This window comes from Yersinia sp. Marseille-Q5920 (assembly GCF_946902935.1).
In the GTDB taxonomy this organism is placed as follows: domain Bacteria; phylum Pseudomonadota; class Gammaproteobacteria; order Enterobacterales; family Enterobacteriaceae; genus Yersinia; species Yersinia rochesterensis.
The window spans coordinates 23,744-46,768 of record NZ_CAMPQA010000014.1 but is presented as its reverse complement, the minus strand read 5'-3'; the positions used below and the strand labels follow the sequence as shown (position 1 = coordinate 46,768).

Genomic DNA, 23,025 nt, shown 5'->3' with positions numbered 1-23,025 from the left:
TCCTCATAAATTCTTAATGATGTATTGGGGTGGCTCCGAATAATCGAAACTCAGTTTTTCCGGTTGTTGGCGGCTCCTGGGGTGGTCCAGGAGAAAATATCATTGGCCTGAATCAGTGCGCATGAAATCTCTTCGACGGTAATGCGTTTGTCCATGGCCTGATGGCGCAGGATCTCGTAGGCCTGTTCTTCACCAATGCTGTGCATCCGCATCAGGATGGCTTTGGCCTCACTGACCTGGCGGACTCCCAGCACTTTTTTCTCCAGCCGCTCAATACGTTCACTCATCTGTCGCTGCTGTTGGGCATGGTGCAAAGCAAACACCATCGCCGATAGCAAACCGGAGGCGCGCAGGGGGGTAGTGATTGTGGTATCCGCGCCCATTTTGAGTGCTTGGTCAATAAATGTGGGGTTTTCATAGGCGATAACCGCTATCAGAGCATGTTTGTTGGGAGCGAACCAGGAAACATCCGGTTCTGGGTTATCTGACTGTAATGCATAGAAAATTAAATCAGTGTCGGCGGGGAGTTGTTCGGGAATGGGCCAGAAAGCTTGAACTTTAAACCCCATCCGGCGCAAATGATTAGTCAGCGTTTCGCCATCATCGTCGTCGGGGTGTAACACGACACAGCGGACTCCGCGGCTGAGTAAGAGGGCGGTTGGGCTGATTCTGCTATCGCTAGGTCGCATGTGGATACCCCACTGTCGTGAGTTTGGTGACCCAATCGCCCTGAATCTGGTGGGTCATATAGGGGTCGGGTTCGACGATGCGGCGAGATTCCTGCACGATAGTAAATTGCCCACTTTCATTCGCCATACCAATGCGCGGATAAAGCCCAGTATGTTGATTCAGCGGATCAATACGAATGCGGCCTTGTGGCGCATCAAACTGGCTCCCGCGCAGGGCGGCAGAAAGCGGATAAATATGGTCACTGCCGCACTCCGCCATAGCTTTGGCGAATAAATGCACCTGACTGTAGGTGGCTTCCCAATTCATGTCGGTGGTGAGTTCCGGCCCGAACTGTTGATGAAATTGTTTGAGTGCTGATTGATTGGCTTGGGTGCCAATACTTTGGAAATAAGGGGCTGAACTGAAATGACCCTGTGCCACTTCCGCCCCCATAATGGCAATCTCTGTTTCTGATGTATTCAGGCTGCCAATAGGCATACGGGCAGGATCTAGCCCCGCGGCCTGATAAGCTTGATACAAGAAAGGGACAGTTTGTCCCACCACAGTGCTAAAGATGAAATCTGGCTGCTTTTTGCTTATTTCCTCAATGATGGGCAAGAAAGCTTCATAAGGGGCATTCAGATCAAGGTAGCGCTCGCCGATAACCGCACCATCATGGCGTTGCAGAATTAGCTCCTGCATGTTGCGGTTACATTCGTAGGGGTAAATATAGCGCGAGCCAATCAAATACACGCGCGCGCCAAACTGCCCAGTTAAATAATCCGCCAGTTGTACGCAGTTTTGATTGGGCGCAGCACCGCCATAGAAAATATTGTCAGAAAATTCAAAACCTTCATACAGTTGCGAATAGAACAGCAGCCGCCGATATTTTTCTACAATCGGCGACATAGCTTTGCGACTACTGGAGGTATAGCCGCCAAAAATCACATTAACCTCATGTTCGACAATGAGTTGCTCGGCCAAAGCACGGAACTGCGCATCATCAGATTGTGGGTCAAAATGAATCGCATTCAGCGGCCTGCCGTTGATGCCACCATGGTGGTTAATTTCAGCAATCGCCTGTGTCGCCCCACGCCATTGCGACAACTCTTGTGCCGCCGTCACTCCACTGAAAGAGTAGAGCAAGCCAATATTGACCGGGATATCTGAACTCATAGGCACCTGCTTACACTATTAAAAGGATGATTGTGCGAATGCGCATAACCCCCCGGCGTATGCCGAGGGGTAGGGATTATTACGCTAAAAGTTCTTTGTTAAGCATCGCGCCGACGGTGTATTTCGGGTCAACCATATTGCCCAGCCGCACTTTGCCGCATTGGCTCAGTAGCATGTAGGCATCCCACTGTTCGAAGCCAAAATCGGCCACTAACCAGTAAATAAGGTCACGATAAGCAATGCGGGTGGCATCCTCTAATGGGCGTGCGCTGCCGATACTCATGATGGTTTCGGCGTTTTCCATCCGTGGCCAGGAGAGTTGCCAGTTTTTAATCAAATCCACTTTGATGGTGGTGATGGAGGCGAACTCCACCGCAGTGCCGCAAATCTCGCCATCCCCCTGACAAGCATGAGCATCACCAATAAACAGGCGGCCGCCGGGGGCGCGCACTGGCAGATAAGTAATGCTGCCCGGCCCGATGTCCGGCACGTCCATATTCCCGCCGTGATTATCCGGCGTTAGAGAATTGATAGAGTCAATTTCTGGCGACACACTCAGGGTGCCGATATGCGGCTTATAGGGCAGGGTATGGCGCTCGCTCCAGTAGACTTTTTCACTGTCGAGCTTAATCATGCGCACTTTTTCCGGCAGCGGGTCATTGAGCATGGCGGTCAAGTCGGTGCCGGTCAGCCCACCAAAGTGCGGGATCATGGCGCAGATGCCGTGCGGGTTAACCCCACGCGGTAACATGGATTCAATATAGACCGCAATAACATCGCCTTTCTCCGCACCATTGACCATGATTGGGCCATTCTGCGGGTTGAGAAACGGCATTTTGAGCAGTTGGCTTGGGATATCTTGCTCCGAACTAATCGCCCCTTCGAAAGCATCTCGCGTGTCCACAATCACCCGATCGCCCGGTTCAATGGTCAGCACCGGCGTTGAGTAAGGGCCGATAGTGTAGTGAAACTCTTTTTGCATCTCTTCCGTCAAATGGTGGGTTACCGGTTTACGTCCCGCACCGACACCGCGTTTGACCATGATTGATTCTTCCAGCCATTTCATTAGCAATTCTCCACGTAATTAGGGTATCCGGCTACAAAGCCAGGTGACGACGCATTAAAAGATCATCAGCAAGTTGTTGTTGTGAAAGGTTTTCTACCACCTGGCCTTTATCCATTACCGCACAACGTTGCGCGGCCCGCTGGATCATCGCGATATCCTGCTCGACCAGAATCACCGCCACATGCAGCTCGCGGGCAATGCGCACTAAAGTGTCGGCAATGATGTTGACGATAGAGGGCTGAACACCCTCAGAAGGTTCATCCAGCAATAACACTTTTGGCGATCCAACCAAGGCTCTGGCGATAGCTAACTGTTGTTGCTCGCCGCCACTCATGGTGCCGGCTTTTTGTTTGAGTCTTTGACGCAAAATCGGGAAGTAATCCAGTACCCGCTCCAGTAGGTCTTTGGCAAACTCGCGGTGTTCACGGACAAATTGCATGCCGACTTGTAGATTTTCTGCCACCGTCAGGCCCGCAAATACCTCCCGCCCTTGCGGCACATAGCCAATCCCCAACCGGGCGCGGCGCTGCGGCGAGGCCTGGGTGATGTCAATTTCCCCTAACAAAATCTGCCCTTTTTTCGCCGGAACTGCGCCAATCAACGTGCGCATTAAGGTGGTTTTCCCCACGCCATTGCGGCCAATCAACCCCAAGACTTCTGCCGCGTGCAATTGCAGCACGACGCCATTGAGCACTTGCCCGCCGCCATAACCGCCAGTCAGCCCCTCTATTTGCAAAACCACGTTATTCATACCGCTTTCCCCAAATAGATATCCGCCACATCCTCGCGCGCCAGCACCTCGGCGGCATTGCCGTCAGCAAAAACTTGTCCGCCATGCAGGACGGTGACCTGTGAAGCTATTTGCCGCACGAATGTCATGTCGTGCTCTACCACCATCAGCGTCAGGCCATCATTTTGCATCTGCTTGATAAGTTCGCCGGTGAGATAAGTTTCATCGATAGATAAACCGGCGACTGGCTCATCAAGCATCAGCAGAGTGGGCTGTAGCGACACCGCCATGGCAATTTCCAACCACTGTTTCTTGCCGTGAGATAAATTACCGGCCAGTTGGTGATATTCAGTGCTGAGCTTAAAGCGCTCTAATAGCTCATCGACACTGACCGCCTGCGAGCGAACTTCTGGGCGTAAGTGACTGAGTGATAACTGTAAATGTTGCTCAACAGTCAGTTCCGGGAAAATGCCGGGGATCTGAAACTTAATACTCATGCCCATGCGAATGCGCTGAAAGGGCGGCAGAGTATTCAGCCGCCGATTAAAGAAGCGGATATCCCCATCGCTTGGCGTATGTTCGCCAGTCAGCAATTTGAAAAAGGTACTTTTACCCGCGCCATTCGGGCCAATCACACAGCGGACTTCGCCACGGCGGATTTGCAAATCAACTTGATTGATAACCTGAATACCGCCAAAGCGTTTGCTTAGCCCACGGGTTTCGAGGATTAAATCTTGCGCTGTTTGATTCATAGCGATTCCCCTTTTTTCTGACGAGCGGCAGACCAACGGGTGATTTTCTCCGCCAACCAAGGCAAGAGGCCGTTGGGCGCGGCTAGCACCACAAACAGCAAAATGGCACCCAGCAAAATCATGGCGTATTCGCTGCCGTAAATAGCCAGCCATTGGGATAGCCACACCAGCAGGGCGGTGATGACCGCAGTACCAAAAATATTTTTACGCCCGGCGGTCGCTACCCAAATAACTGGCATTGCGGCGGCGGTCAGCCCCATGGAGGACGGCGTGATATAAGAACCCCATAAGGTATACAGCGCACCGGATAACCCGGAGAGCACACCGCCGAGCACAAACACCAGTAATTGGTAGCGGCGGATATCAATCCCCAGCATTTCTGCCCGGCGCGGGTTCTCGCGGATAGAGGCCAGTGTCAGGCCAAAATTAGAGCGCAATAACCGCCGAACCCCCCAGTAAACACCAGCAAGCAGCAGAATAATCAGGTAGTAAAAGGCATTACCTTCCAGTGCCAGCAATTTGCCGTCGAACCACGGCAGGGAGAGTGGCGGCATGCCGGACATGCCATTAAAACCATTCAGTCGCGCACTGCCGATAGTCCATTGCGGGCCAGCGGTCTGCGACATAAAAGTTTCCAGCACCAGAGTGAAAGACAGGGTCACGATGCCGATAAAAATGCCGGTCACTCCGCCGTAAAACATCAAGTAACCCAGTGCCGCAGCCACCGCAGCGGCCACCAGCAAGGCCATAATCAAGCCCGACCAGGTGGAGAGCACACCATCGCCGAAATTCAACGTCATCACGCCGTAGGTGTAACCGGCAAGGCCAAAGAAGGCGGTCTGCCCGAAAGATAAAATGCCGCCATGCCCCCACATTGCCGCCAACCCGATGGCACAGAATGTCCACAGGAGGAAGTAGGAAAAGTCGCCGATCATGGCGCTATCGACCACCAACGGCAGGGCGAGAGCGCCCGCCAGAATAAGCAGCGCAGCCAGCCGAGTGGTGGACGGCGTGCGTTGTTTTGCCGCCGATAAATGAACAGAAGTTGTTGTCACATGCAGCTCCTAGCGGTTACGGGTAAACAGGCTGCCAATACCGTTAGGTAATAAGCGGATAACCAAGACGGCGGTAACCAATAAGCCAACTTGCCCGGCTAATTGCCCATACCAGGAATTCAGCCCAGTTTGTATTGCGCCTAATGCAATCGCTGCAGGAATGGTGCCAACAAGTACATTTGCGCCCCCCACAACCACCGAAACAAAGGCTTGCACGATAAAACTGCTGCCCATGGTGGGGACGGCGGTCAGTGTTGGGGCATAAATGGCCCCTGCTAATCCAGCCAGCCCAGCCCCTAGCGCGAATGTCAGGGTATAAATCCGGTCAGTTTCCAAACCCAAACAAGAAGCCATGCGGGCATTTTGAATGGTGGCTCTGGCGCAAACACCGTAATTGGTGTGGAAAAATAGCCAATAGAGCACCATTAAAATGGCAATGGCGAAGAAGGGCAGTAATGCACGGTAAGTGGCAAACGAGTAGTCGCCGAGGGTGAAAGAGCCGAAAGGTGTCGACAACCCCTCCAGTGACGGGCCGGCAATCAGCAACATACTTTGCTGTACAATCAAACTGATAGCCCAAGTGGCGACCACGGAATCATACAAACGGCCATAGAGATGGCGCACCACCAGGCGCTCGACTACACCGCCGAAGAACGCCGCCGCCAAAGTGCCGGCCAGCATGGCAAAAGGCAGAGGCAAGCCCGCTTTATTCATCAGAATGGTGACATAAGCACCACACATAATGAATTCGCCGTGCGCCAGATTGATCACGCCCATCATGCCAAAAATAACCGCCAGCCCCAGTGCTGCCAGCACCAGATAGGCGAAGTTATCGCCAAACTGATAAATCACCGAATAGAGAAAGGATAGCGTTAACATTGTTTGGCAATCCTGGGTGTCCTGATTGACACCATTGAAAATGGAGAACACAGGGAAGCCCGCCTGAGGCGGCCACTTCCCGACAAAATGACTCTATTTAGGCTTTTTTCGGTGGAGATGATGGGGTGTATTGGCTGTTATCAGGTTTCACCGGCAAATCACAACCCGCTTCACCCAACCAATAAGGTTTGATGTCCGTCCACACTTTCGGGATTTCGATCGAGTGGTCGTCTTTCACATGAGCCAGATAGATGGTGTGGCTCAAATGATGACTTTTCGGATCGATACAGACTTTTCCTGAGGGGCCATCGGTACAAATATCACCGCTTTCCAGTGACTTACGCACTGCGTCCATATCTGTACTGCCCGCCTTTTCTACGGCTGCTTTGTACAGATAAACTGCATCATAAGCATTGGCTGCTTCCTGATTGATGTAAGGCTCATTCGGGAATTTGGCATGGAAACGCTGTTTGAAATCATTGCTGGCGGGGCTATCCACCTCTTCAATGTAGTTAGCCGTGATATACATATCTTTCAGTGCCGGAGCTTTAAAGCGCTTGTGCTCATAAGCCTGGCCGACACTCACCGAGCTGCCCATAGGTAAGTTCAGTTTTGCCGCCGCTTGCTGCTCGTAATAAGAGGATTGATTGGCTCCGACCAGCAAGGTCATCACGAAATCAGGTTTGGCTTTCTGGATGTTTTGAATGGTTTGACCAAATTGTGAAACACTCAGCGGGATAAACTCCTCGCCCACCATGGTGCCGCCATTTTCTTCGACAATTTTGCGCACCCATTCAGCCGAGATTTGCCCAAAGTTATAGTCGGCGGCAATGGTGTAAACTTTTTTGCCGTACTTCTCCATCATCCACGGGATCAAAGTGGAGAATTGCTGTTCAGGCACGGCACCGGTGACAAACACATTAGAGTCACACACCCCGCCTTCATACTGATTGTTATACCAATAGAGCTGCTTTTCGCGATCCATTATTGGGCGGATAGCTTCGCGCGAGGCACTGGAAAATGCCCCGAATATCACATCCACTTTGTCATTTTTAATTAAGCGACGAGCCATTTGTTGAAAGCGGGTGTTATCGGATTGCGTATCGTATTTGACCAGCTCGATTTGGCGTCCGAGTATGCCGCCTTTGGCATTAATTTCTTCTACAGCCAGCTCTGTGGCATGAATTTTGGGAATCACCGGTAAGGCAAAGTTACCGGATGCATCTTCCAATAAACCGATTTTCACCGGTGTTTCTGCCGCCATCGCCATACCTGAGTAGGACACGGCAAATGCAGCTGCCAGCGCAATTGACAGCGTGGTGTGATGACACTTTATTTTGGACCATTTTGTTCTGAACATAAGTACCCCGGCATTGGTTAAAAAGTGGGTCTGAAAAAAAGCCAAAAAAAAGCCCGGCAAAGTCAGATGACATTGCGAGGGCTCTATTGCCATAACCACAAGCCGACAACGTTGGCGTTCTTGCGGAGAAGTCATGGCCACTATAAAAAGCATTTCGAGTGGTTGTCAACGAAGAATTTTCAATAAAAATCAAATAGTAAAATTGAAAATCGTTGCACTAAATCAGGGCTTTCTGTTGCACGAAAATAGCTCATTAATGCGCAAGCGCTAACGGCGGGTGAGGAAGAGCAAAGCGGTGAGATTAGCCAGGAAAAACTTGTGGAATATAGCGGTGGAGGTTAATAAATTGCACCAGTGGAGTGCTTAAAGTTTATTCAATATTTTGTCTGTTTTTATCGGTAAGATTTTTATTTGTCATCTTTTCATTTCTCATAAAGCCAACCCCGGCGAAATCACCGAGGTTGGCTTTTACTGTTAACCGCAGCGGTTACATTTCTCTGCCTGAATCTGTTGGAAGAAATCATTACCTTTATCATCCACCAGGATAAAGGCCGGGAAATCTTCTACTTCAATTTTCCAGATGGCTTCCATCCCCAATTCAGGATATTCCACACATTCCAGACTTTTGATGCTATTTTGCGCCAACACCGCCGCAGGGCCGCCGATACTGCCCAGATAGAAACCGCCGTGTTTGTGACAAGCATCCGTCACTTGTTGGCTGCGGTTCCCTTTCGCCAGCATGATCATGCTGCCGCCGTGGGATTGCAGCAGATCCACATAAGAATCCATGCGGCCCGCCGTGGTTGGCCCGAGTGAGCCGGAAGCATAACCTTCTGGTGTTTTGGCTGGCCCCGCGTAGTAAATCGGATGATCTTTAATGTATTGCGGTAAACCTTCGCCGTTATCCAGCCGCTCTTTTAATTTGGCATGGGCAATATCGCGGCCAACAATAATAGTTCCGGTCAATGACAAGCGGGTAGAAACCGGATACTGCGACAGCTCTTTTAAGATATCGGCCATCGGGCGATTAAGGTCGATTTTGACCACTTTGCCTTCAGTGCTGTTGCGCAGATGCTCAGGGATATATTTCCCCGGATTTTGCTCCAGTTTTTCCAGCCAGATACCTTTGCGGTTAATTTTGCCTTTGATATTACGGTCAGCAGAGCAGGAAACTCCCATCCCAACCGGGCAAGATGCACCGTGGCGTGGCAGGCGAACCACGCGCACATCGTGAGCAAAGTACTTACCGCCAAATTGTGCGCCCAGACCTAAGTCTTGCGCGGCTGCCAATAATTCTTGTTCAAGCTGAACATCGCGGAAAGCTTGCCCGTGCTCATTCCCCTCTGTCGGCAGGCCATCATAATATTTGGTGGAGGCCAGCTTGACGGTCTTGAGCGTGCTCTCAGCCGAGGTGCCGCCGATAACAAAAGCAATATGGTATGGTGGGCAAGCCGCCGTACCCAAAGTGCGCATTTTCTCAACCAGATAGTCTTTCAACTTACCCGGTGACAGCAGCGCTTTAGTTTCCTGATACAGATAGGTTTTGTTCGCTGAGCCGCCACCTTTGGTGACGAACAGGAATTTGTAATCTTCGCCCTCGGTGCTGTACAGATCGATTTGCGCTGGCAGGTTGGTGCCGGTGTTCACTTCTTTGTACATATCCAGCGCCGCGTTTTGCGAGTAGCGCAGGTTATCCTCAATAAAAGTGTTATACACGCCGCGCGACAGGGCTTCGGCATCGTTACCGCCAGTCCAGACGCGTTGACCTTTTTTGCCCTGGATAATGGCGGTGCCAGTATCCTGACAGGTCGGTAAAATTCCTTTGGCCGAAATTTCTGAGTTACGCAGGAATTGCAGGGCAACATATTTGTCATTTTCGCTGGCTTCGGGGTCATCCAAAATAGCGGCGACTTGCTTTTGGTGCGCGGGGCGGAGCAAGAATGAAGCGTCATGGAAAGCATGTTGGGCGAGGAGGGTCAGGGCTTCTGGCTCGACTTTCAGAATGTCGTGGCCTTCAAACTGTGTAACCGAGACGTGATTATTACTGACAAGGTAATACTCAGTATCGTCTTCCTTTAGTGGGAAGGGATCCTGATAGTGGAACGGTTTGTTTGACATATTTTTCTCACATTCAACATCTGTTAGCGAAAGTGTTCGATAACAGAAACAATCGTTAGTGGAACCATTAGCTGAGCCAAGTCGATATTTTTTTAACTCTGACTTTGGCGATGATCTTACTATAGATTGTTAACGCGAGGCGACGGCTCCAGCTCCTTAATAAAGGGTGGGTCTCATTTTCCGCACTTATCGATGGTTTTGGCAGGACGTTGGTGGGACACTGGCTGACCGCCAGTACATATCTTTCATACTTGAAGTCGCAGGGTTGTTGGCTGCGCTCACTCACCCGAATCACTTGACTTCAGTAAGCTCATCGGGATTCATTCGCTTGCCGCCTGCCTACAACTCCCATTATTTTGGCTATAGCACCGCTAAACTCTACCTGTTGATCCGCGCTTTTGGGTTCAATGACCCATTCTATAAATAAGGGTGTCTGTCACAAATTGGCCATAAAGCCATGGAGATAACGTCATCCTCAGAGCTTTATTGATACCAAACAACTCCCGCCCCACTCAAAAGAGGTAGGGTTGCTGGTGCGGGACGGGCTATTTATTATCCTAATTATAACAATTGCTGTCATTGGGCCACTGCGCTCAGTCTTAATCTCCCTCCCGCTGAATTACTCATTTTTTTGAATTAATCGGATTCCATCCCTTGGGGTGTTATCTATTTTCTGGAATGCAACCAAGTGGGCATCTTATGAAAGAGACCAATGAATCCCGGCTGTTTACGGCAGAAGTTTCTCGCCGAAAACTAGTCCAAACCACTCTTATCGGCGGCCTCGCCGTGGCGACTGGGGCATTTTCGTTACCCTTTTCGCGCACTGCCCGCGCGGTTCAATCTGCTATAAACCCGGCTAATGATGGCAAAGTGATATGGAGCGCTTGCACCGTTAACTGCGGCAGCCGCTGTCCATTACGCATGCATGTGGTTGATGATGAAATTAAATACGTTGAAACCGACAATACCGGTGACGACAATTTTGAAGGTTTGCACCAAGTGCGAGCTTGTTTACGTGGCCGCTCCATGCGCCGCCGGGTGTATAACCCTGACCGGTTGAAATACCCGATGAAACGTGTCGGCGCACGCGGGGAAGGCAAGTTCAAACGTATTTCATGGGATGAGGCTTTTGATACCCTCGCCGCCAGCATGAAAGGCATCATCAAGGAATATGGAAACGAAGCCATCTATCTGAATTACGGCACGGGTACACTGGGCGGCACCATGACCCGCTCGTGGCCGCCGGGTTCCACCTTATTGGCTCGGTTGATGAATTGCTGTGGCGGCTATCTCAATCATTATGGTGACTACAGCACAGCACAAATTGCTGCTGGCCTGAATTACACCTATGGCGGCTGGGCCGACGGTAATAGTCCTTCAGATATTGAAAACAGCAAACTGGTGGTGTTGTTTGGTAATAACCCCGGCGAAACCCGGATGAGCGGCGGTGGTGTGACTTATTATCTGGAGCAGGCAAGGGAGAAATCCAATGCCAAGATGATTGTGATTGACCCGCGTTATACCGATACCGCCGCCGGTCGTGAGGATGAATGGATCCCGCTGCGACCGGGGACGGATGCCGCACTCGCTTCTGCGCTAGCTTATGTGATGATCAGTGAGAATTTGGTGGATCAGCCGTTCCTCGATAAATACTGTGTTGGCTATGACGAGAAAACGCTACCGGAAAGTGCGCCGAAAAATAGCCATTATAAAGCCTATATTTTAGGGCAAGGTGCGGATGAAACCGCTAAAACACCGCAATGGGCGGAGGCCATCACCGGTATTCCGGCGGCGAAAATTATTAAATTGGGGCGCGAAATCGGCTCGGTCAAGCCCGCTTATATTGCGCAAGGCTGGGGGCCACAGCGCCATGCCAATGGTGAAACGGCCAGCCGTGCCATTGCCATGCTAGCGATCCTGACGGGCAACGTGGGGATCAATGGCGGTAATTCAGGTGCGCGTGAGGGGTCCTATAGCTTGCCGTTTGTCCGTATGCCGACTTTGGAAAACCCGGTTAAAACCAGTATTTCAATGTTCTTGTGGACTGATGCCATTGAGCGCGGCCCAGAAATGACCGCCACCCGCGACGGGGTGCGAGGCAAAGATAAACTGGACGTGCCAATCAAGTTCATCTGGAACTACGCCAGTAATTGCCTGATTAATCAGCATGCTGAAATCAACCGCACCCATGACATTCTGCAAGATGATAAAAAATGCGAAATGATTGTGGTCATTGATAACCACATGACTTCGTCAGCCCAATATGCCGATATTATCCTGCCAGACTGCACCGCCTCTGAGCAGATGGATTTCTGCCTTGATGCTTCCAGCGGCAATATGGCCTATGTGATTTTTGCTGATCAGGCCATCAAACCGCGCTTTGAATGCAAAAACATCTATGAAATGACCAGTGAGCTGGCAAAACGCATGGGGGTTGAGCAGCAATTTACTGAAGGACGCACGCAGGAAGGTTGGTTGCGCCATCTTTATCAGCAATCACAACAGGCTATTCCTGAGTTGCCTTCATTCGAGGAGTTTCGCGAGCAGGGCATTTTTAAAAAGCGCGATCCGGCAGGGCACCATGTTGCCTATAAAGCATTCCGCGCCGATCCCTTGGCTAATCCGTTAACGACTCCATCGGGAAAAATCGAAATTTACTCTGCCGAATTGGCACAAATCGCCGCCACTTGGGAGTTGCAGCCGGACGATATTATTGATCCATTGCCAGTGTACGCCGCGGGTTTCGAGAGTTTTGACGACCCGTTAAACCAGAAATATCCATTGCAACTCACCGGCTTCCATTACAAAGCCAGAACTCACTCGACTTATGGCAACGTCGATGTACTAAAAGCTTCCTGCCGCCAGGAAATGTGGATTAACCCACTCGATGCCAGAGAGCGCGACATCAAAAATGGCGATCTTGTGCGGATCTTCAATGGCCGTGGTGAAGTCCAAATTGATGCAAAAGTCACACCGCGCATGATGCCAGGTGTGGTGGCGCTAGGGGAGGGGGCGTGGTACAGCCCGGATAAAAACCGCATCGACAGGGCCGGCAGTATTAACGTATTGACCACACAGCGCCCCTCTCCGTTGGCGAAAGGGAATCCATCCCATACCAACCTCGTTCAAGTAACCAAGGCTTAAGGAGCTAACTGATGACGCAATATGGTTTTTACATCGACTCCAGCCGCTGCACGGGGTGCAAAACTTGCGAACTGGCTTGCAAGGATTTCAAAAACTTATCAACTGATGTCAGTTTCCGGCGCATTTACGAATATGCCGGAGGTGACTGGCAGCAGGATAACGGTGCATGGCATCAGAATGTGTTTGCTTACTATCTGTCTATCGCCTGCAACCATTGTAGTGATCCCGCCTGTACCAAAGTGTGCCCGAGTGGCGCGATGCATAAGCGCGATGATGGTTTTGTGGTGGTGAACGAGGATATTTGTATTGGTTGCCGCTACTGCCATATGGCTTGCCCGTACGGTGCACCGCAATATGACGAAGCAAAAGGGCATATGACTAAGTGTGACGGTTGCTACGAGCGAGTGGCAGCAGGTAAAAAACCGATATGTGTTGATTCCTGTCCATTGCGGGCGCTGGATATGGCCCCTATCGATGAATTGCGAGAGAAATATGGTGAGTTAGCCGAAGTCGCACCACTGCCAGCCGCGCATTTTACCTTACCGAATATTGTCGTGAAACCAAATGCCAACAGCCGCCCGGTCAGAGATACCACCGGTCATCTGGCAAATCCGAAGGAGGTATAATATGGGTATGGGATGGCATGAATGGCCACTAATGGTCTTTACAGTACTGGGGCAGTGCGTGGTCGGGGGCTTTATTGTCCTGGGGCTGACACTGCTATTTGGCGGCTTGAGCCGCGGGCAGCAACAGCGGGTTCACCGCAGTATGTTTGTCTTGTGGGTGCTAATGGCGCTGGCCTTTATCGCCTCGACGCTGCACCTTGGCTCGCCGATGCGGGCATTCAACTCATTAAATCGCATCGGAGAATCAGCACTGAGCAATGAGATAGCGGCCGGTTCGCTGTTCTTTGCCGTAGCGGGTTTTTACTGGTTACTGGCCGTATTGGATAAGATGCCCGCTGTACTGGGTAAGATCTGGCTAGTGGTGGCGATGATGTTGGGCGTGGTATTCGTTTATGCCATGTGCCGGGTTTATTCCATTGATACGGTTCCGACGTGGGATAATCTTTATACTCCGCTGAGTTTTGTGCTAACCGTCTTTATCGGCGGGCCGATTTTGGGTTATCTGCTGCTGCAATTGGCTGATATTCATGGGCGAGCAATGCTGCAATTGCCGATGATCAGTGTATTGGCGCTGATTATCAGTATCGCCAGTGTCATTATGCAGGCGGCGAGTTTGCCGCTGATTTACAGCTCAGTACAGCAAGCTTCCGAGCTTATTCCTCATTATGGCACCTTGATGGTCTGGCGCTTGGTATTGTTGGTATTGGGGTTGGGATGCTGGATTTGCCCGTTAATCCGAGGGCGCGCGCCCATGACTCTCGGAATGATTTTTGCCATGTTATTGATTATTATTGCTGAATTGATTGGCCGTGGCGTGTTTTATGGGCTGCATATGACGGTGGGAATGACATGATTTATCAGCAGGTTGAACTGACGGGGCGAGTCTTAGGTATATTGTTTTATTGTGAGCCAGATAGCCCTGAATGCAGTGATATTGTGGCGCAATTGAGCAATGGCTCATGGGCCGCACAGTGGCCTTATGGATCTGAAGAACAATTGCTGCCAATTGCGGCTTTATTGGCGCAATCGGCAGGTGAAGAAACACGAGAAGAAGCCTGGCAGCGGCTGTTTATTGGCCCTTATGCTTTGCCCGCGCCACCTTGGGGCTCCGTCTATCTCGATAAAGAAATTGTGTTATTTGGCGACTCCACCCTAAAACTGCGTAACTGGATGGCGCAAAAGCATGTAGAAGTCACATTGGAACAGGGAGAACCGGAGGATCAGTTCGGTTTAATGCTCATGATGGCCGCCTGGCTGGCAGAACATCAACCTGCTGATTTACCCGAGTTACTGGCAGATCATTTACTGCCATGGGGGTATCGTTATTTAGCTTTGCAGCAGTCTGCTGCGGGGCATCCGTTTTATCAAGGGTTGGCCGAGTTAGCCACTCTGACACTTACCCATTGGCAACATGAATTGCAGGTAACTCCAGCAGTGGTTGAGATATATCACTGAACAAGCTCATCTCTTCAAGCCCATCTTCTGATGGGTTTTTCTTATTAAAAACACCTTTTCTCCGTGTTCTTCTTTGTTGTTTTAGCTAATGTTTTCCTCAATCGACGCGTTTGTGACCTGCTACTGCTTTTCTTGCCGTCACTCCCCATGCCATCACCAGTATTATTACTGTTGAGAATTACCCTCAGGTGGGTTTTCTGTGGGTTCCTTTTCTGCTTCAGATTGATCGGGGGGCGGCATAATGTCGTGGATCAGTTGTTCATCAAAACTGGGATTTAGTGCTGGAGATAAAGGCGAACTGACCAAGCTGTCGGGGATTGCCATATGTGGCACCGGAGCATCGTTAACAAATTCGTCTTGATCTTGTTTAATCGTTCGGCTGAATGCTATCAGACTTAAACCGCACAGTGAGAAGAACGCATACAAAATATTGCCTCCCAGCGGTGCAATCAACGCCCCCACAGCAAGTGGGCCGATACTCGCGCCTACCCCGAATGACATCAGTAAACATGCGGCTAAAGAAACTCGCCGCTCTGGGGCAATCAGGTCATTAGCTAACGCAACGACCAACGGATAAAGGGTGAACTGCAACATACTGACTATAAAGCCTAAAACCAATAAAAAATGAAACGAGATATGAGGCACCAGCGCCAGCGGCAGTGCAGTCAATGCCAGCAATAATGCGTTAATACGGAGCAATAGTGTGCGGTTATAGCGGTCGGACAACCAACTGAGTGGGAGTTGAGCAACCAATCCGGCAAAAATAGATAACGCCATGAACAAACCAGTTTCTTGCGTTGAAAGCGATTGTAAACTGGCATAGACCGGTGCCAGGCCATAAAACGAACCGACAATCATGCCAATGACTAATGTTGAAGCCAGTATTTTGGGGATTGAGCTGATAAAGAATTTCAGCTCCATGGGGGCTGGTGACATCTGCTGGGCATTACTGCGAGTTGTCAGTGCAACCGGCACAAGACAAAGAGCAAAGAACAAAGCAATAATCATGAGTGTGCTTAAACCTAATTCAGGTTGAAGCATTAATACCACCTGGCCTAATGCCATACCGGCATAGGTTGCCGCCATATAAAAGCCAAATACTGTACCGCGCTGATTGGACTCGGCCTGATCATTAAGCCAGCTTTCCAGTACCATAAACTGGCACATCATACACAGGCCAATAATCAAGCGTAGAACCACCCAGGCAGGGATGTATTCCGTAAGCCCATGGCTCAAGACCGCTGCCGTAATAATACCTGCACAGGCTACATAGGCGCGTATATGGCCCACCCGAGCAATCAGGAAATGGCCTACCTTGCCTCCGATAACCAACCCAATATAGTTTGCGGCGATAATTGCCCCGATTAATGTGCCAGACACATGTATGGCGGTCAACCGTAACGAGATATAGGTGGTCAATAAACCTGAACCCAATAACATCAACACGGTTGCGCTATAGAGGGGGAAGAAGGCATTAAGAATTTTTTTCACTGCCACGTCCTTAGTTCATCATTCTGGATAAATCACCGGTACCACTGATTGCCAGCCGCATCTTCTTTATTTTGATACTAACAGCTCAGTCTCTGAGGTAAAGCTTTGTAAGAAAAAGCGCTTTTTTTCATTGCACCCTGCGAAGCGTTTCGCATAACTGGCAGTGGTTGCCGTTACGGGCTAAAGAAGTGCTACTATCAGCACCAGAAGATTTAATAAGAGTAAGGGGCAACAATGAGCGAGAAACAATTACGTCAGCTCAGTATTGCAATTGGTCATAAGTTAAAGGCCCGAGGTGCTTGGGTGACCTGTGCTGAGTCCTGTACTGGCGGCTGGGTCGCCAAAGCTCTGACGGATATTGCGGGCAGTTCAGCCTATTTTGATCGTGGCTTTGTCACTTACAGCAATGTGGCAAAGCATGATTTACTGGGTGTAAAAGAAAGCACATTGGCACAATACGGTGCTGTTAGTGAAGCTGTTGTCCAGGAAATGGCACAGGGCGCATTGCATGCAGCTAGTGCGGACTTCTCGGTATCGATCAGCGGGATTGCCGGGCCTGATGGCGGCACAGCAGAGAAGCCAGTCGGTACCGTGTGGTTTGCTTTTGCTACGCGCGACGGTCAGGTCAGTGCTACAAAACAAATTTTTCCCGGTGATCGTGACGAGGTCAGGCTGCAAGCAGCTGTTTTCGCACTACAAACACTATTAGATGATTTTCTGCAAAATTAGTCTTGATACTGTATGATTGTACAGTATAATTAGTGGTAATTTCCTGCACAAAACAACATTCAGTGGTGATGATAGGGGCAATCCTGCATCCCAGAGAGGGAGTAAAAATGGCTATTGATGAGAATAAACAAAAGGCGTTAGCAGCAGCACTGGGCCAAATTGAAAAACAATTCGGCAAAGGCTCTATCATGCGCCTTGGCGAAGACCGCTCAATGGATGTTGAAACCATCTCTACCGGTTCACTTTCTCTTGATATCGCATTGGGGGCTGGTGGCCTGCCAATGGGGCGTATTGTTGAAATTTATGGCCCAGAATCATCAGGTAAAACAACACTGACTTTACAGGTTATTGCTTCCGCACAACGTGAAGGCAAAACTTGCGCATTTATCGATGCTGAACATGCACTTGACCCGATTTATGCCAAAAAATTAGGTGTAGATATTGATAACTTGCTGTGTTCTCAACCAGATACGGGTGAGCAAGCCCTGGAAATCTGTGATGCGTTGACTCGCTCTGGTGCAGTTGATGTCATTATCGTTGACTCCGTAGCCGCACTTACACCAAAAGCTGAAATCGAAGGTGAAATCGGTGATTCTCACATGGGCCTCGCGGCACGTATGATGAGCCAGGCGATGCGTAAGTTGGCAGGTAACCTAAAGAACGCTAATACCTTATTGATCTTTATTAACCAGATCCGTATGAAAATCGGCGTTATGTTTGGTAACCCAGAAACCACGACGGGTGGTAATGCCCTTAAATTTTATGCCTCCGTGCGTTTGGACATTCGCCGTATTGGTGCAGTAAAAGACGGTGATGTGGTTGTGGGTAGTGAAACTCGCGTTAAAGTGGTGAAAAACAAAATCGCAGCACCATTTAAACAAGCTGAATTCCAGATCCTGTACGGTGAAGGAATCAATATTAATGGCGAATTGGTTGATTTGGGTGTTAAACACAAACTGATTGAGAAAGCTGGTGCATGGTATAGCTATAACGGTGACAAGATTGGTCAGGGTAAAGCGAATGCCAGTAACTACTTAAAAGAAAACCCAGCGGTTGCCGCTGAGTTGGATAAGAAATTGCGTGAAATGCTTCTCAATGGCGGTAATGGCGAACAACCTGTAGCCACAGCAGTACTTGCTGATGAAGCAGATGAAACCAGCGAAGAGTTTTAATTTGTAAGGCCATCGGCCTGATTAGTAAATTAAGTAGTTAACATGCGGCTCACCTAATACGTGGGCCGTTTTAGTAAATGATGTATCCGTTTTAGTCAATCCTGGTGTGCGCAACAATCTGAATTTATGCTCATATCCAACATAATCGAAGTGGCAGCAAGTCTACAAACGAATGAATATATCAGTCAGTAATGAGGGGCAGCTTCTTATAGACAATTAGCGTTGGAGACTGAATTGAATAAGTTTGCAGTGGTGAGGCCACGGATAGGCTGAGTAATAAGTGTCGCTAACACTGCTGCGGCTCAAGTAAAAAGGATATTTATGAATGACCTATTAAGCCGTGCCATGAGACTCCTCTCCCAACGTGATCATAGTGAATCTGAACTGCGTCGCAAGCTTGCTGCACAACCATTTTCGGCAAAAGGAAATTGGGGAAAACGCACTGGTAGTGGGGATTGCGAACCTGCCGCAGAGATTGATCCGAAAGTTATTGAGCAAATTGTTGCTTATTGCTACCAACATAATTGGTTAGATGATTCCCGCTTTGCGGCCAGTTACATTAAGAGTCGTAGTCGTAAAGGATATGGCGCACAGCGTATCCGTTCTGAATTGATACAAAAGGGAGTTGATAAAGAACTCATTCAGGCTGCTTTTGAAATCAGTGAAATAGATTGGTGTTTACTTGCCAAAGAGATCGCGCAGCGTAAATTTAGTGAAGTTTTACCTGTTGAATGGAAAGAAAAGGCTAAGGTTCAGCGCTATCTGCTCTATCGTGGTTTTTTCCAGGAAGAAATTCAGTCGATTTACAATGATTTTGTTGAATGAATGCACACAGGATTTTACTTCCCCTCGAAGAAAATTTATCTTAGTCCCACTTTTTGTTCGTGAGCTTACCCTTTGTGTTGCTATTTAAAGTAACGCGATCCGCTCGCGGGCTATTCTTTTAGCTTGTTTCCGGGGCAATTATGAGCAAGAGCACCGCTGAGATTCGTCAAGCGTTTCTCGATTTCTTCCATAGCAAGGGACATCAGGTTGTATCAAGCAGCTCTTTGGTCCCTAATAATGACCCTACGCTGTTGTTTACCAATGCCGGGATGAACCAGTTTAAGGATGTTTTCTTAGGTTTGGATAAACGGGCATACTCCCGGGCGACAACCTCTCAGCGCTGTGTGCGAGCAGGTGGTAAGCATAATGACCTTGAAAACGTAGGCTATACCGCGCGTCATCATACATTCTTTGAAATGTTAGGTAACTTCAGCTTCGGCGATTACTTCAAACATGATGCCATCAGTTTCGCTTGGGAGTTATTAACTGGCGAACAGTGGTTTAATTTACCGAAAGAGAAACTGTGGGTAACCGTTTACGAAACCGACGATGAAGCCTATGAAATCTGGGCTAATGATATCGGGATCCCGCGTGAGCGTATTATCCGTATTGGTGATAACAAAGGCGGTGCATTTGCATCAGATAACTTCTGGCAAATGGGTGATACTGGCCCTTGCGGTCCATGTACAGAGATTTTCTTTGACCATGGTGACCACATTTGGGGAGGGCCGCCAGGATCGGCTGAAGAAGACGGCGATCGCTATATTGAGATCTGGAATATTGTCTTCATGCAGTTCAACCGCCAGTCTGATGGCACGATGCTGCCATTGCCTCAGCCATCGGTTGATACCGGTATGGGGCTTGAGCGTATTGCTGCGGTATTACAACATGTTAACTCGAACTACGAGATTGACCTGTTCCGCGATTTGATCAAAGCGGTAGCGGAAGTTACTGGTGCGACTGATCTTTCTAGCAAGTCGCTGCGAGTTATTGCTGACCATATCCGCTCTTGCGCTTTCCTTATTTCTGATGGTGTTATTCCGTCGAATGAAAACCGTGGTTATGTACTGCGCCGTATCATTCGTCGAGCTATCCGCCATGGCAATATGCTGGGCGCGAAAGAGACTTTCTTCTACAAACTGGTTGCTCCGCTGATTGCTGTAATGGGGTCTGCTGCTGATGAATTGAAGCAACAGCAGGCGATGGTTGAACAGGTTCTGAAAACCGAAGAGGAACAGTTTGCGCGGACATTAGAGCGCGGCTTAGCTCTGTTGGATGAAGAACTTAGTAAATTGACCGGTGATACCCTCGATGGCGAGACTGCTTTCCGCCTGTACGATACCTACGGCTTCCCGGTTGATTTAACCGCAGATGTCTGCCGTGAACGTAATCTGAAAGTGGATGAAGCCGGTTTTGAACAAGCAATGGAAGCGCAACGTCGCCGAGCTCGTGAATCCAGTGGTTTTGGTGCCGATTATAACAGCTTGATCCGTGTTGACAGAGCAAGTGAGTTCTCTGGCTATGATCATGCTCAGCAGCAGTCAACTGTGACCGCGTTGTTCCGCAATGGCGAAGCTGTTGATGAGATTCATGAAGGTGAAGAGGCTGTTGTTGTTCTGAGTCAAACCCCATTCTACGGTGAGTCTGGCGGCCAGGTTGGCGATAAAGGCGAACTGAAAAATGCGACTGCAACTTTTGCTGTGGCTGACACTCAGAAATATGGTCAGGCTATTGGCCATTTAGGGCAGTTAACTCATGGAACATTGCGAGTTAATCACAGCATTGATGCTCAGGTGGATGTTGCACGGCGTAACCGTATTCGTTTGAACCATTCTGCAACTCATTTACTGCATGCAGCATTACGCAAAACACTGGGCGAGCACGTTGCTCAAAAAGGCTCATTAGTTAATGATAAATACCTGCGTTTCGATTTCTCGCATTTTGAAGCAATGAAACCGGAACAGATTCGCCTGGTAGAGGACATAGTTAACGAGCAAATTCGCCGTAATATGCCCGTTCAAACCGAAGTGATGGAGTTGGATGCGGCGAAAGAAAAAGGCGCGATGGCTCTGTTCGGCGAGAAGTATGATGACCAGGTGAGAGTCTTGACCATGGGTGATTTCTCAACCGAGCTATGTGGTGGTATTCATGCTAACCGTACCGGTGATATCGGCTTGTTCCGTATTTTGTCTGAATCAGGTACTGCCGCCGGAATTCGCCGTATTGAAGCAGTCACTGGCGAGGGGGCTATCGAGCTACTACACCAGCAGAGTGACCTGCTTTCGGATGTTGCTCATTTGGTTAAAGGTGATACCCATAATCTAGCCGATAAAGTTCGTGCGGTGCTGGATCGCAGTAAAATGCTCGAGCGTGAACTCCAGCAATTGAAAGATCAGCAAGCTGCTCAGGAAAGTGCTTCATTATCGTCTAGTGCGAAATTGATCAATGGTGTGAAACTTTTAGTTAGCCAGTTGGATAATGTTGAGCCAAAAATGTTGCGTACTATGGTTGATGATCTTAAAAATCAACTGGGTTCTGCAATTATTGTGCTGGCAACTACCGCAGATGATAAGGTCAGCCTAATCGTTGGTGTAACCAAAGATCTCACCGGTAAAGTAAAAGCGGGTGAGTTAATCGCCGATATTGCCCAGCAGGTCGGCGGTAAAGGCGGTGGGCGCCCTGATATGGCTCAGGCGGGTGGTACCGATGTGCAAGCATTGCCATCAGCGTTAGCCAGTGTTGAAGCATGGGTAGCATCCCGATTATAAGTCAGTAATGGCCTATTAAATCAATACGCCATATCTGTATGTTGGGTATGGCGTTTTTCAATTTTCCTGTCATAGTTCGAAAACAAAGTTAAACGCAAAGTTGTTTGCTTCAGCTAAACTTGTATTAGTTAGAGACTTGACCAAGCTACTTACATTTTATGTGAATGTGATAGCTTACGTTTTCACGGTGTATGATGGATAATGGCGGGGAAACTGAGAGACCCGACTCTTTTAATTTTTCAAGGAGCAAAGAATGCTTATTCTGACTCGTCGAGTTGGTGAAACACTCATGATTGGCGATGAGGTTACGGTTACTGTATTAGGGGTTAAAGGCAACCAAGTCCGTATTGGTGTAAATGCTCCGAAAGAGGTTTCTGTTCACCGTGAAGAAATCTACCAGCGTATCCAAGCAGAAAAGTCTCAACCGACGACTTACTGATTTTGAAGAAGCGTCTCGTGTTACACGAGGCGCTACTGCTGTTTATTCCCCCCCTCATTTCGCTCTTCATCCCCTTTTTGTGTTCTTATTTCTGTAATAATTATCTGCTCACGACTAATCTAATGGGGTGAACAGGATAATTTCTTTTTTCTCGCTCTCTAGCTACACCACAATAAACGCTATCTTCCCTGTTGATAAAACACTCTTTTTGACGTGAAACTGCCCATGTTGTGTGTGAATTGTGCAAATGAACGTGAGTTAGGAAAAATTGTTTGACTTATAAGTGCGGGAAAGTAATATGTGCGCCACGCAGTGCCGATGAGCTTCTTCAAAAGCAAGTTAGGCACAATTCGAAAGAAGCGTATGGTGAGGTGGCCGAGAGGCTGAAGGCGCTCCCCTGCTAAGGGAGTATACGGTCAAAAGCTGTATCGAGGGTTCGAATCCCTCCCTCACCGCCATTTACTATGCACCCATAGCTCAGCTGGATAGAGTACTCGGCTACGAACCGAGCGGTCGGAAGTTCGAATCTTCCTGGGTGCACCATATTTTGCAGTATGGTGAAATAGTCAAA

19 protein-coding genes and 2 tRNA genes are annotated in these 23,025 nt (G+C 49.2%); 11 read left to right on the top strand and 10 right to left on the bottom strand.

Annotated features, from left to right (window positions below):
• Positions 1-50: 50 nt before the first annotated feature.
• The 9 genes from OVO64_RS17480 to fumA all read right to left on the bottom strand — a co-directional run bounded on the left by OVO64_RS17480 (position 51) and on the right by fumA (position 9,805).
• Entirely contained in the window at positions 51-689 is a 639-nt protein-coding gene (locus tag OVO64_RS17480) for an ANTAR domain-containing response regulator (protein ID WP_038635881.1), read from the bottom strand.
• Positions 679-1,845 (bottom strand): transporter substrate-binding domain-containing protein, encoded by a 1,167-nt coding sequence (locus OVO64_RS17475; protein WP_038635878.1) that lies wholly within the window; start codon positions 1,843-1,845, stop codon positions 679-681. Before OVO64_RS17475 ends, OVO64_RS17480 begins: the two co-directional genes overlap by 11 nt.
• A 79-nt stretch (positions 1,846-1,924) precedes the next feature.
• Complete coding sequence (locus tag OVO64_RS17470; protein ID WP_038635875.1) at positions 1,925-2,911, bottom strand: acetamidase/formamidase family protein; 987 nt, start codon at positions 2,909-2,911, stop codon at positions 1,925-1,927.
• A gap of 31 nt (positions 2,912-2,942) precedes the next feature.
• Positions 2,943-3,662, bottom strand: coding sequence for an ABC transporter ATP-binding protein (locus OVO64_RS17465; RefSeq protein WP_038635872.1), 720 nt, complete (start codon positions 3,660-3,662; stop codon positions 2,943-2,945).
• Positions 3,659-4,393, bottom strand: coding sequence for an ABC transporter ATP-binding protein (locus OVO64_RS17460; protein WP_038635870.1), 735 nt, complete (start codon positions 4,391-4,393; stop codon positions 3,659-3,661). Before OVO64_RS17460 ends, OVO64_RS17465 begins: the two co-directional genes overlap by 4 nt.
• On the bottom strand, positions 4,390-5,448 hold the full coding sequence (locus OVO64_RS17455; RefSeq protein ID WP_038635865.1) for a branched-chain amino acid ABC transporter permease: 1,059 nt from the start codon (positions 5,446-5,448) through the stop codon (positions 4,390-4,392). Before OVO64_RS17455 ends, OVO64_RS17460 begins: the two co-directional genes overlap by 4 nt.
• Before the next feature lie 9 nt (positions 5,449-5,457).
• Complete coding sequence (locus tag OVO64_RS17450) at positions 5,458-6,327, bottom strand: ABC transporter permease subunit (protein WP_038635863.1); 870 nt, start codon at positions 6,325-6,327, stop codon at positions 5,458-5,460.
• Between the two features lie 97 nt (positions 6,328-6,424).
• Positions 6,425-7,591 (bottom strand): urea ABC transporter substrate-binding protein, encoded by a 1,167-nt coding sequence (locus tag OVO64_RS17445; protein ID WP_172667624.1) that lies wholly within the window; start codon positions 7,589-7,591, stop codon positions 6,425-6,427.
• Positions 7,592-8,161: 570 nt separating this feature from the next.
• Positions 8,162-9,805, bottom strand: a complete 1,644-nt coding sequence (gene fumA / locus OVO64_RS17440) for a class I fumarate hydratase FumA (RefSeq protein ID WP_038635860.1) — start codon at positions 9,803-9,805, stop codon at positions 8,162-8,164.
• Positions 9,806-10,504: 699 nt separating this feature from the next.
• Here fumA and dmsA point away from each other — a divergent pair.
• Genes dmsA through dmsD form a run of 4 tightly spaced genes read left to right on the top strand, consistent with a single transcriptional unit; the run spans position 10,505 to position 15,030 of the window.
• On the top strand, positions 10,505-12,949 hold the full coding sequence (gene dmsA, locus OVO64_RS17435) for a dimethylsulfoxide reductase subunit A (protein ID WP_038635857.1): 2,445 nt from the start codon (positions 10,505-10,507) through the stop codon (positions 12,947-12,949).
• Positions 12,950-12,957: 8 nt separating this feature from the next.
• Complete coding sequence (locus OVO64_RS17430) at positions 12,958-13,575, top strand: DMSO/selenate family reductase complex B subunit (protein ID WP_032819231.1); 618 nt, start codon at positions 12,958-12,960, stop codon at positions 13,573-13,575.
• Position 13,576: 1 nt separating this feature from the next.
• Positions 13,577-14,428: a dimethyl sulfoxide reductase anchor subunit family protein gene (locus tag OVO64_RS17425; protein WP_038635854.1), complete on the top strand. Its 852-nt coding sequence runs from the start codon at positions 13,577-13,579 to the stop codon at positions 14,426-14,428.
• Positions 14,425-15,030: a Tat proofreading chaperone DmsD gene (dmsD, locus tag OVO64_RS17420; RefSeq protein WP_038635851.1), complete on the top strand. Its 606-nt coding sequence runs from the start codon at positions 14,425-14,427 to the stop codon at positions 15,028-15,030. Before OVO64_RS17425 ends, dmsD begins: the two co-directional genes overlap by 4 nt.
• A gap of 165 nt (positions 15,031-15,195) precedes the next feature.
• On the opposite strand, the gene OVO64_RS17415 is transcribed toward dmsD, so the two are convergent.
• Complete coding sequence (locus tag OVO64_RS17415) at positions 15,196-16,521, bottom strand: MFS transporter (RefSeq protein ID WP_145510165.1); 1,326 nt, start codon at positions 16,519-16,521, stop codon at positions 15,196-15,198.
• 234 nt (positions 16,522-16,755) lie between these two features.
• On the opposite strand from OVO64_RS17415, the gene pncC reads away from it, so the two are divergent.
• The 7 genes from pncC to OVO64_RS17380 all read left to right on the top strand — a co-directional run bounded on the left by pncC (position 16,756) and on the right by OVO64_RS17380 (position 22,997).
• Complete coding sequence (gene pncC, locus OVO64_RS17410) at positions 16,756-17,250, top strand: nicotinamide-nucleotide amidase (protein WP_050292242.1); 495 nt, start codon at positions 16,756-16,758, stop codon at positions 17,248-17,250.
• Between the two features lie 107 nt (positions 17,251-17,357).
• Positions 17,358-18,422: a recombinase RecA gene (gene recA, locus OVO64_RS17405; RefSeq protein ID WP_038635844.1), complete on the top strand. Its 1,065-nt coding sequence runs from the start codon at positions 17,358-17,360 to the stop codon at positions 18,420-18,422.
• Positions 18,423-18,743: 321 nt separating this feature from the next.
• Positions 18,744-19,247 carry a recombination regulator RecX gene (gene recX, locus OVO64_RS17400; RefSeq protein ID WP_004389188.1) on the top strand — a complete coding sequence of 168 codons (504 nt, stop codon included), beginning with the start codon at positions 18,744-18,746 and terminating at the stop codon, positions 19,245-19,247.
• Positions 19,248-19,387: 140 nt separating this feature from the next.
• Positions 19,388-22,015, top strand: a complete 2,628-nt coding sequence (alaS, locus tag OVO64_RS17395; RefSeq protein WP_267248916.1) for an alanine--tRNA ligase — start codon at positions 19,388-19,390, stop codon at positions 22,013-22,015.
• Positions 22,016-22,268: 253 nt separating this feature from the next.
• Positions 22,269-22,454, top strand: coding sequence for a carbon storage regulator CsrA (gene csrA, locus OVO64_RS17390; protein ID WP_002209449.1), 186 nt, complete (start codon positions 22,269-22,271; stop codon positions 22,452-22,454).
• Positions 22,455-22,819: 365 nt separating this feature from the next.
• Positions 22,820-22,912 (top strand) — tRNA-Ser (locus OVO64_RS17385).
• A gap of 8 nt (positions 22,913-22,920) precedes the next feature.
• Positions 22,921-22,997 (top strand) — tRNA-Arg (locus OVO64_RS17380).
• Positions 22,998-23,025: the final 28 nt, after the last annotated feature.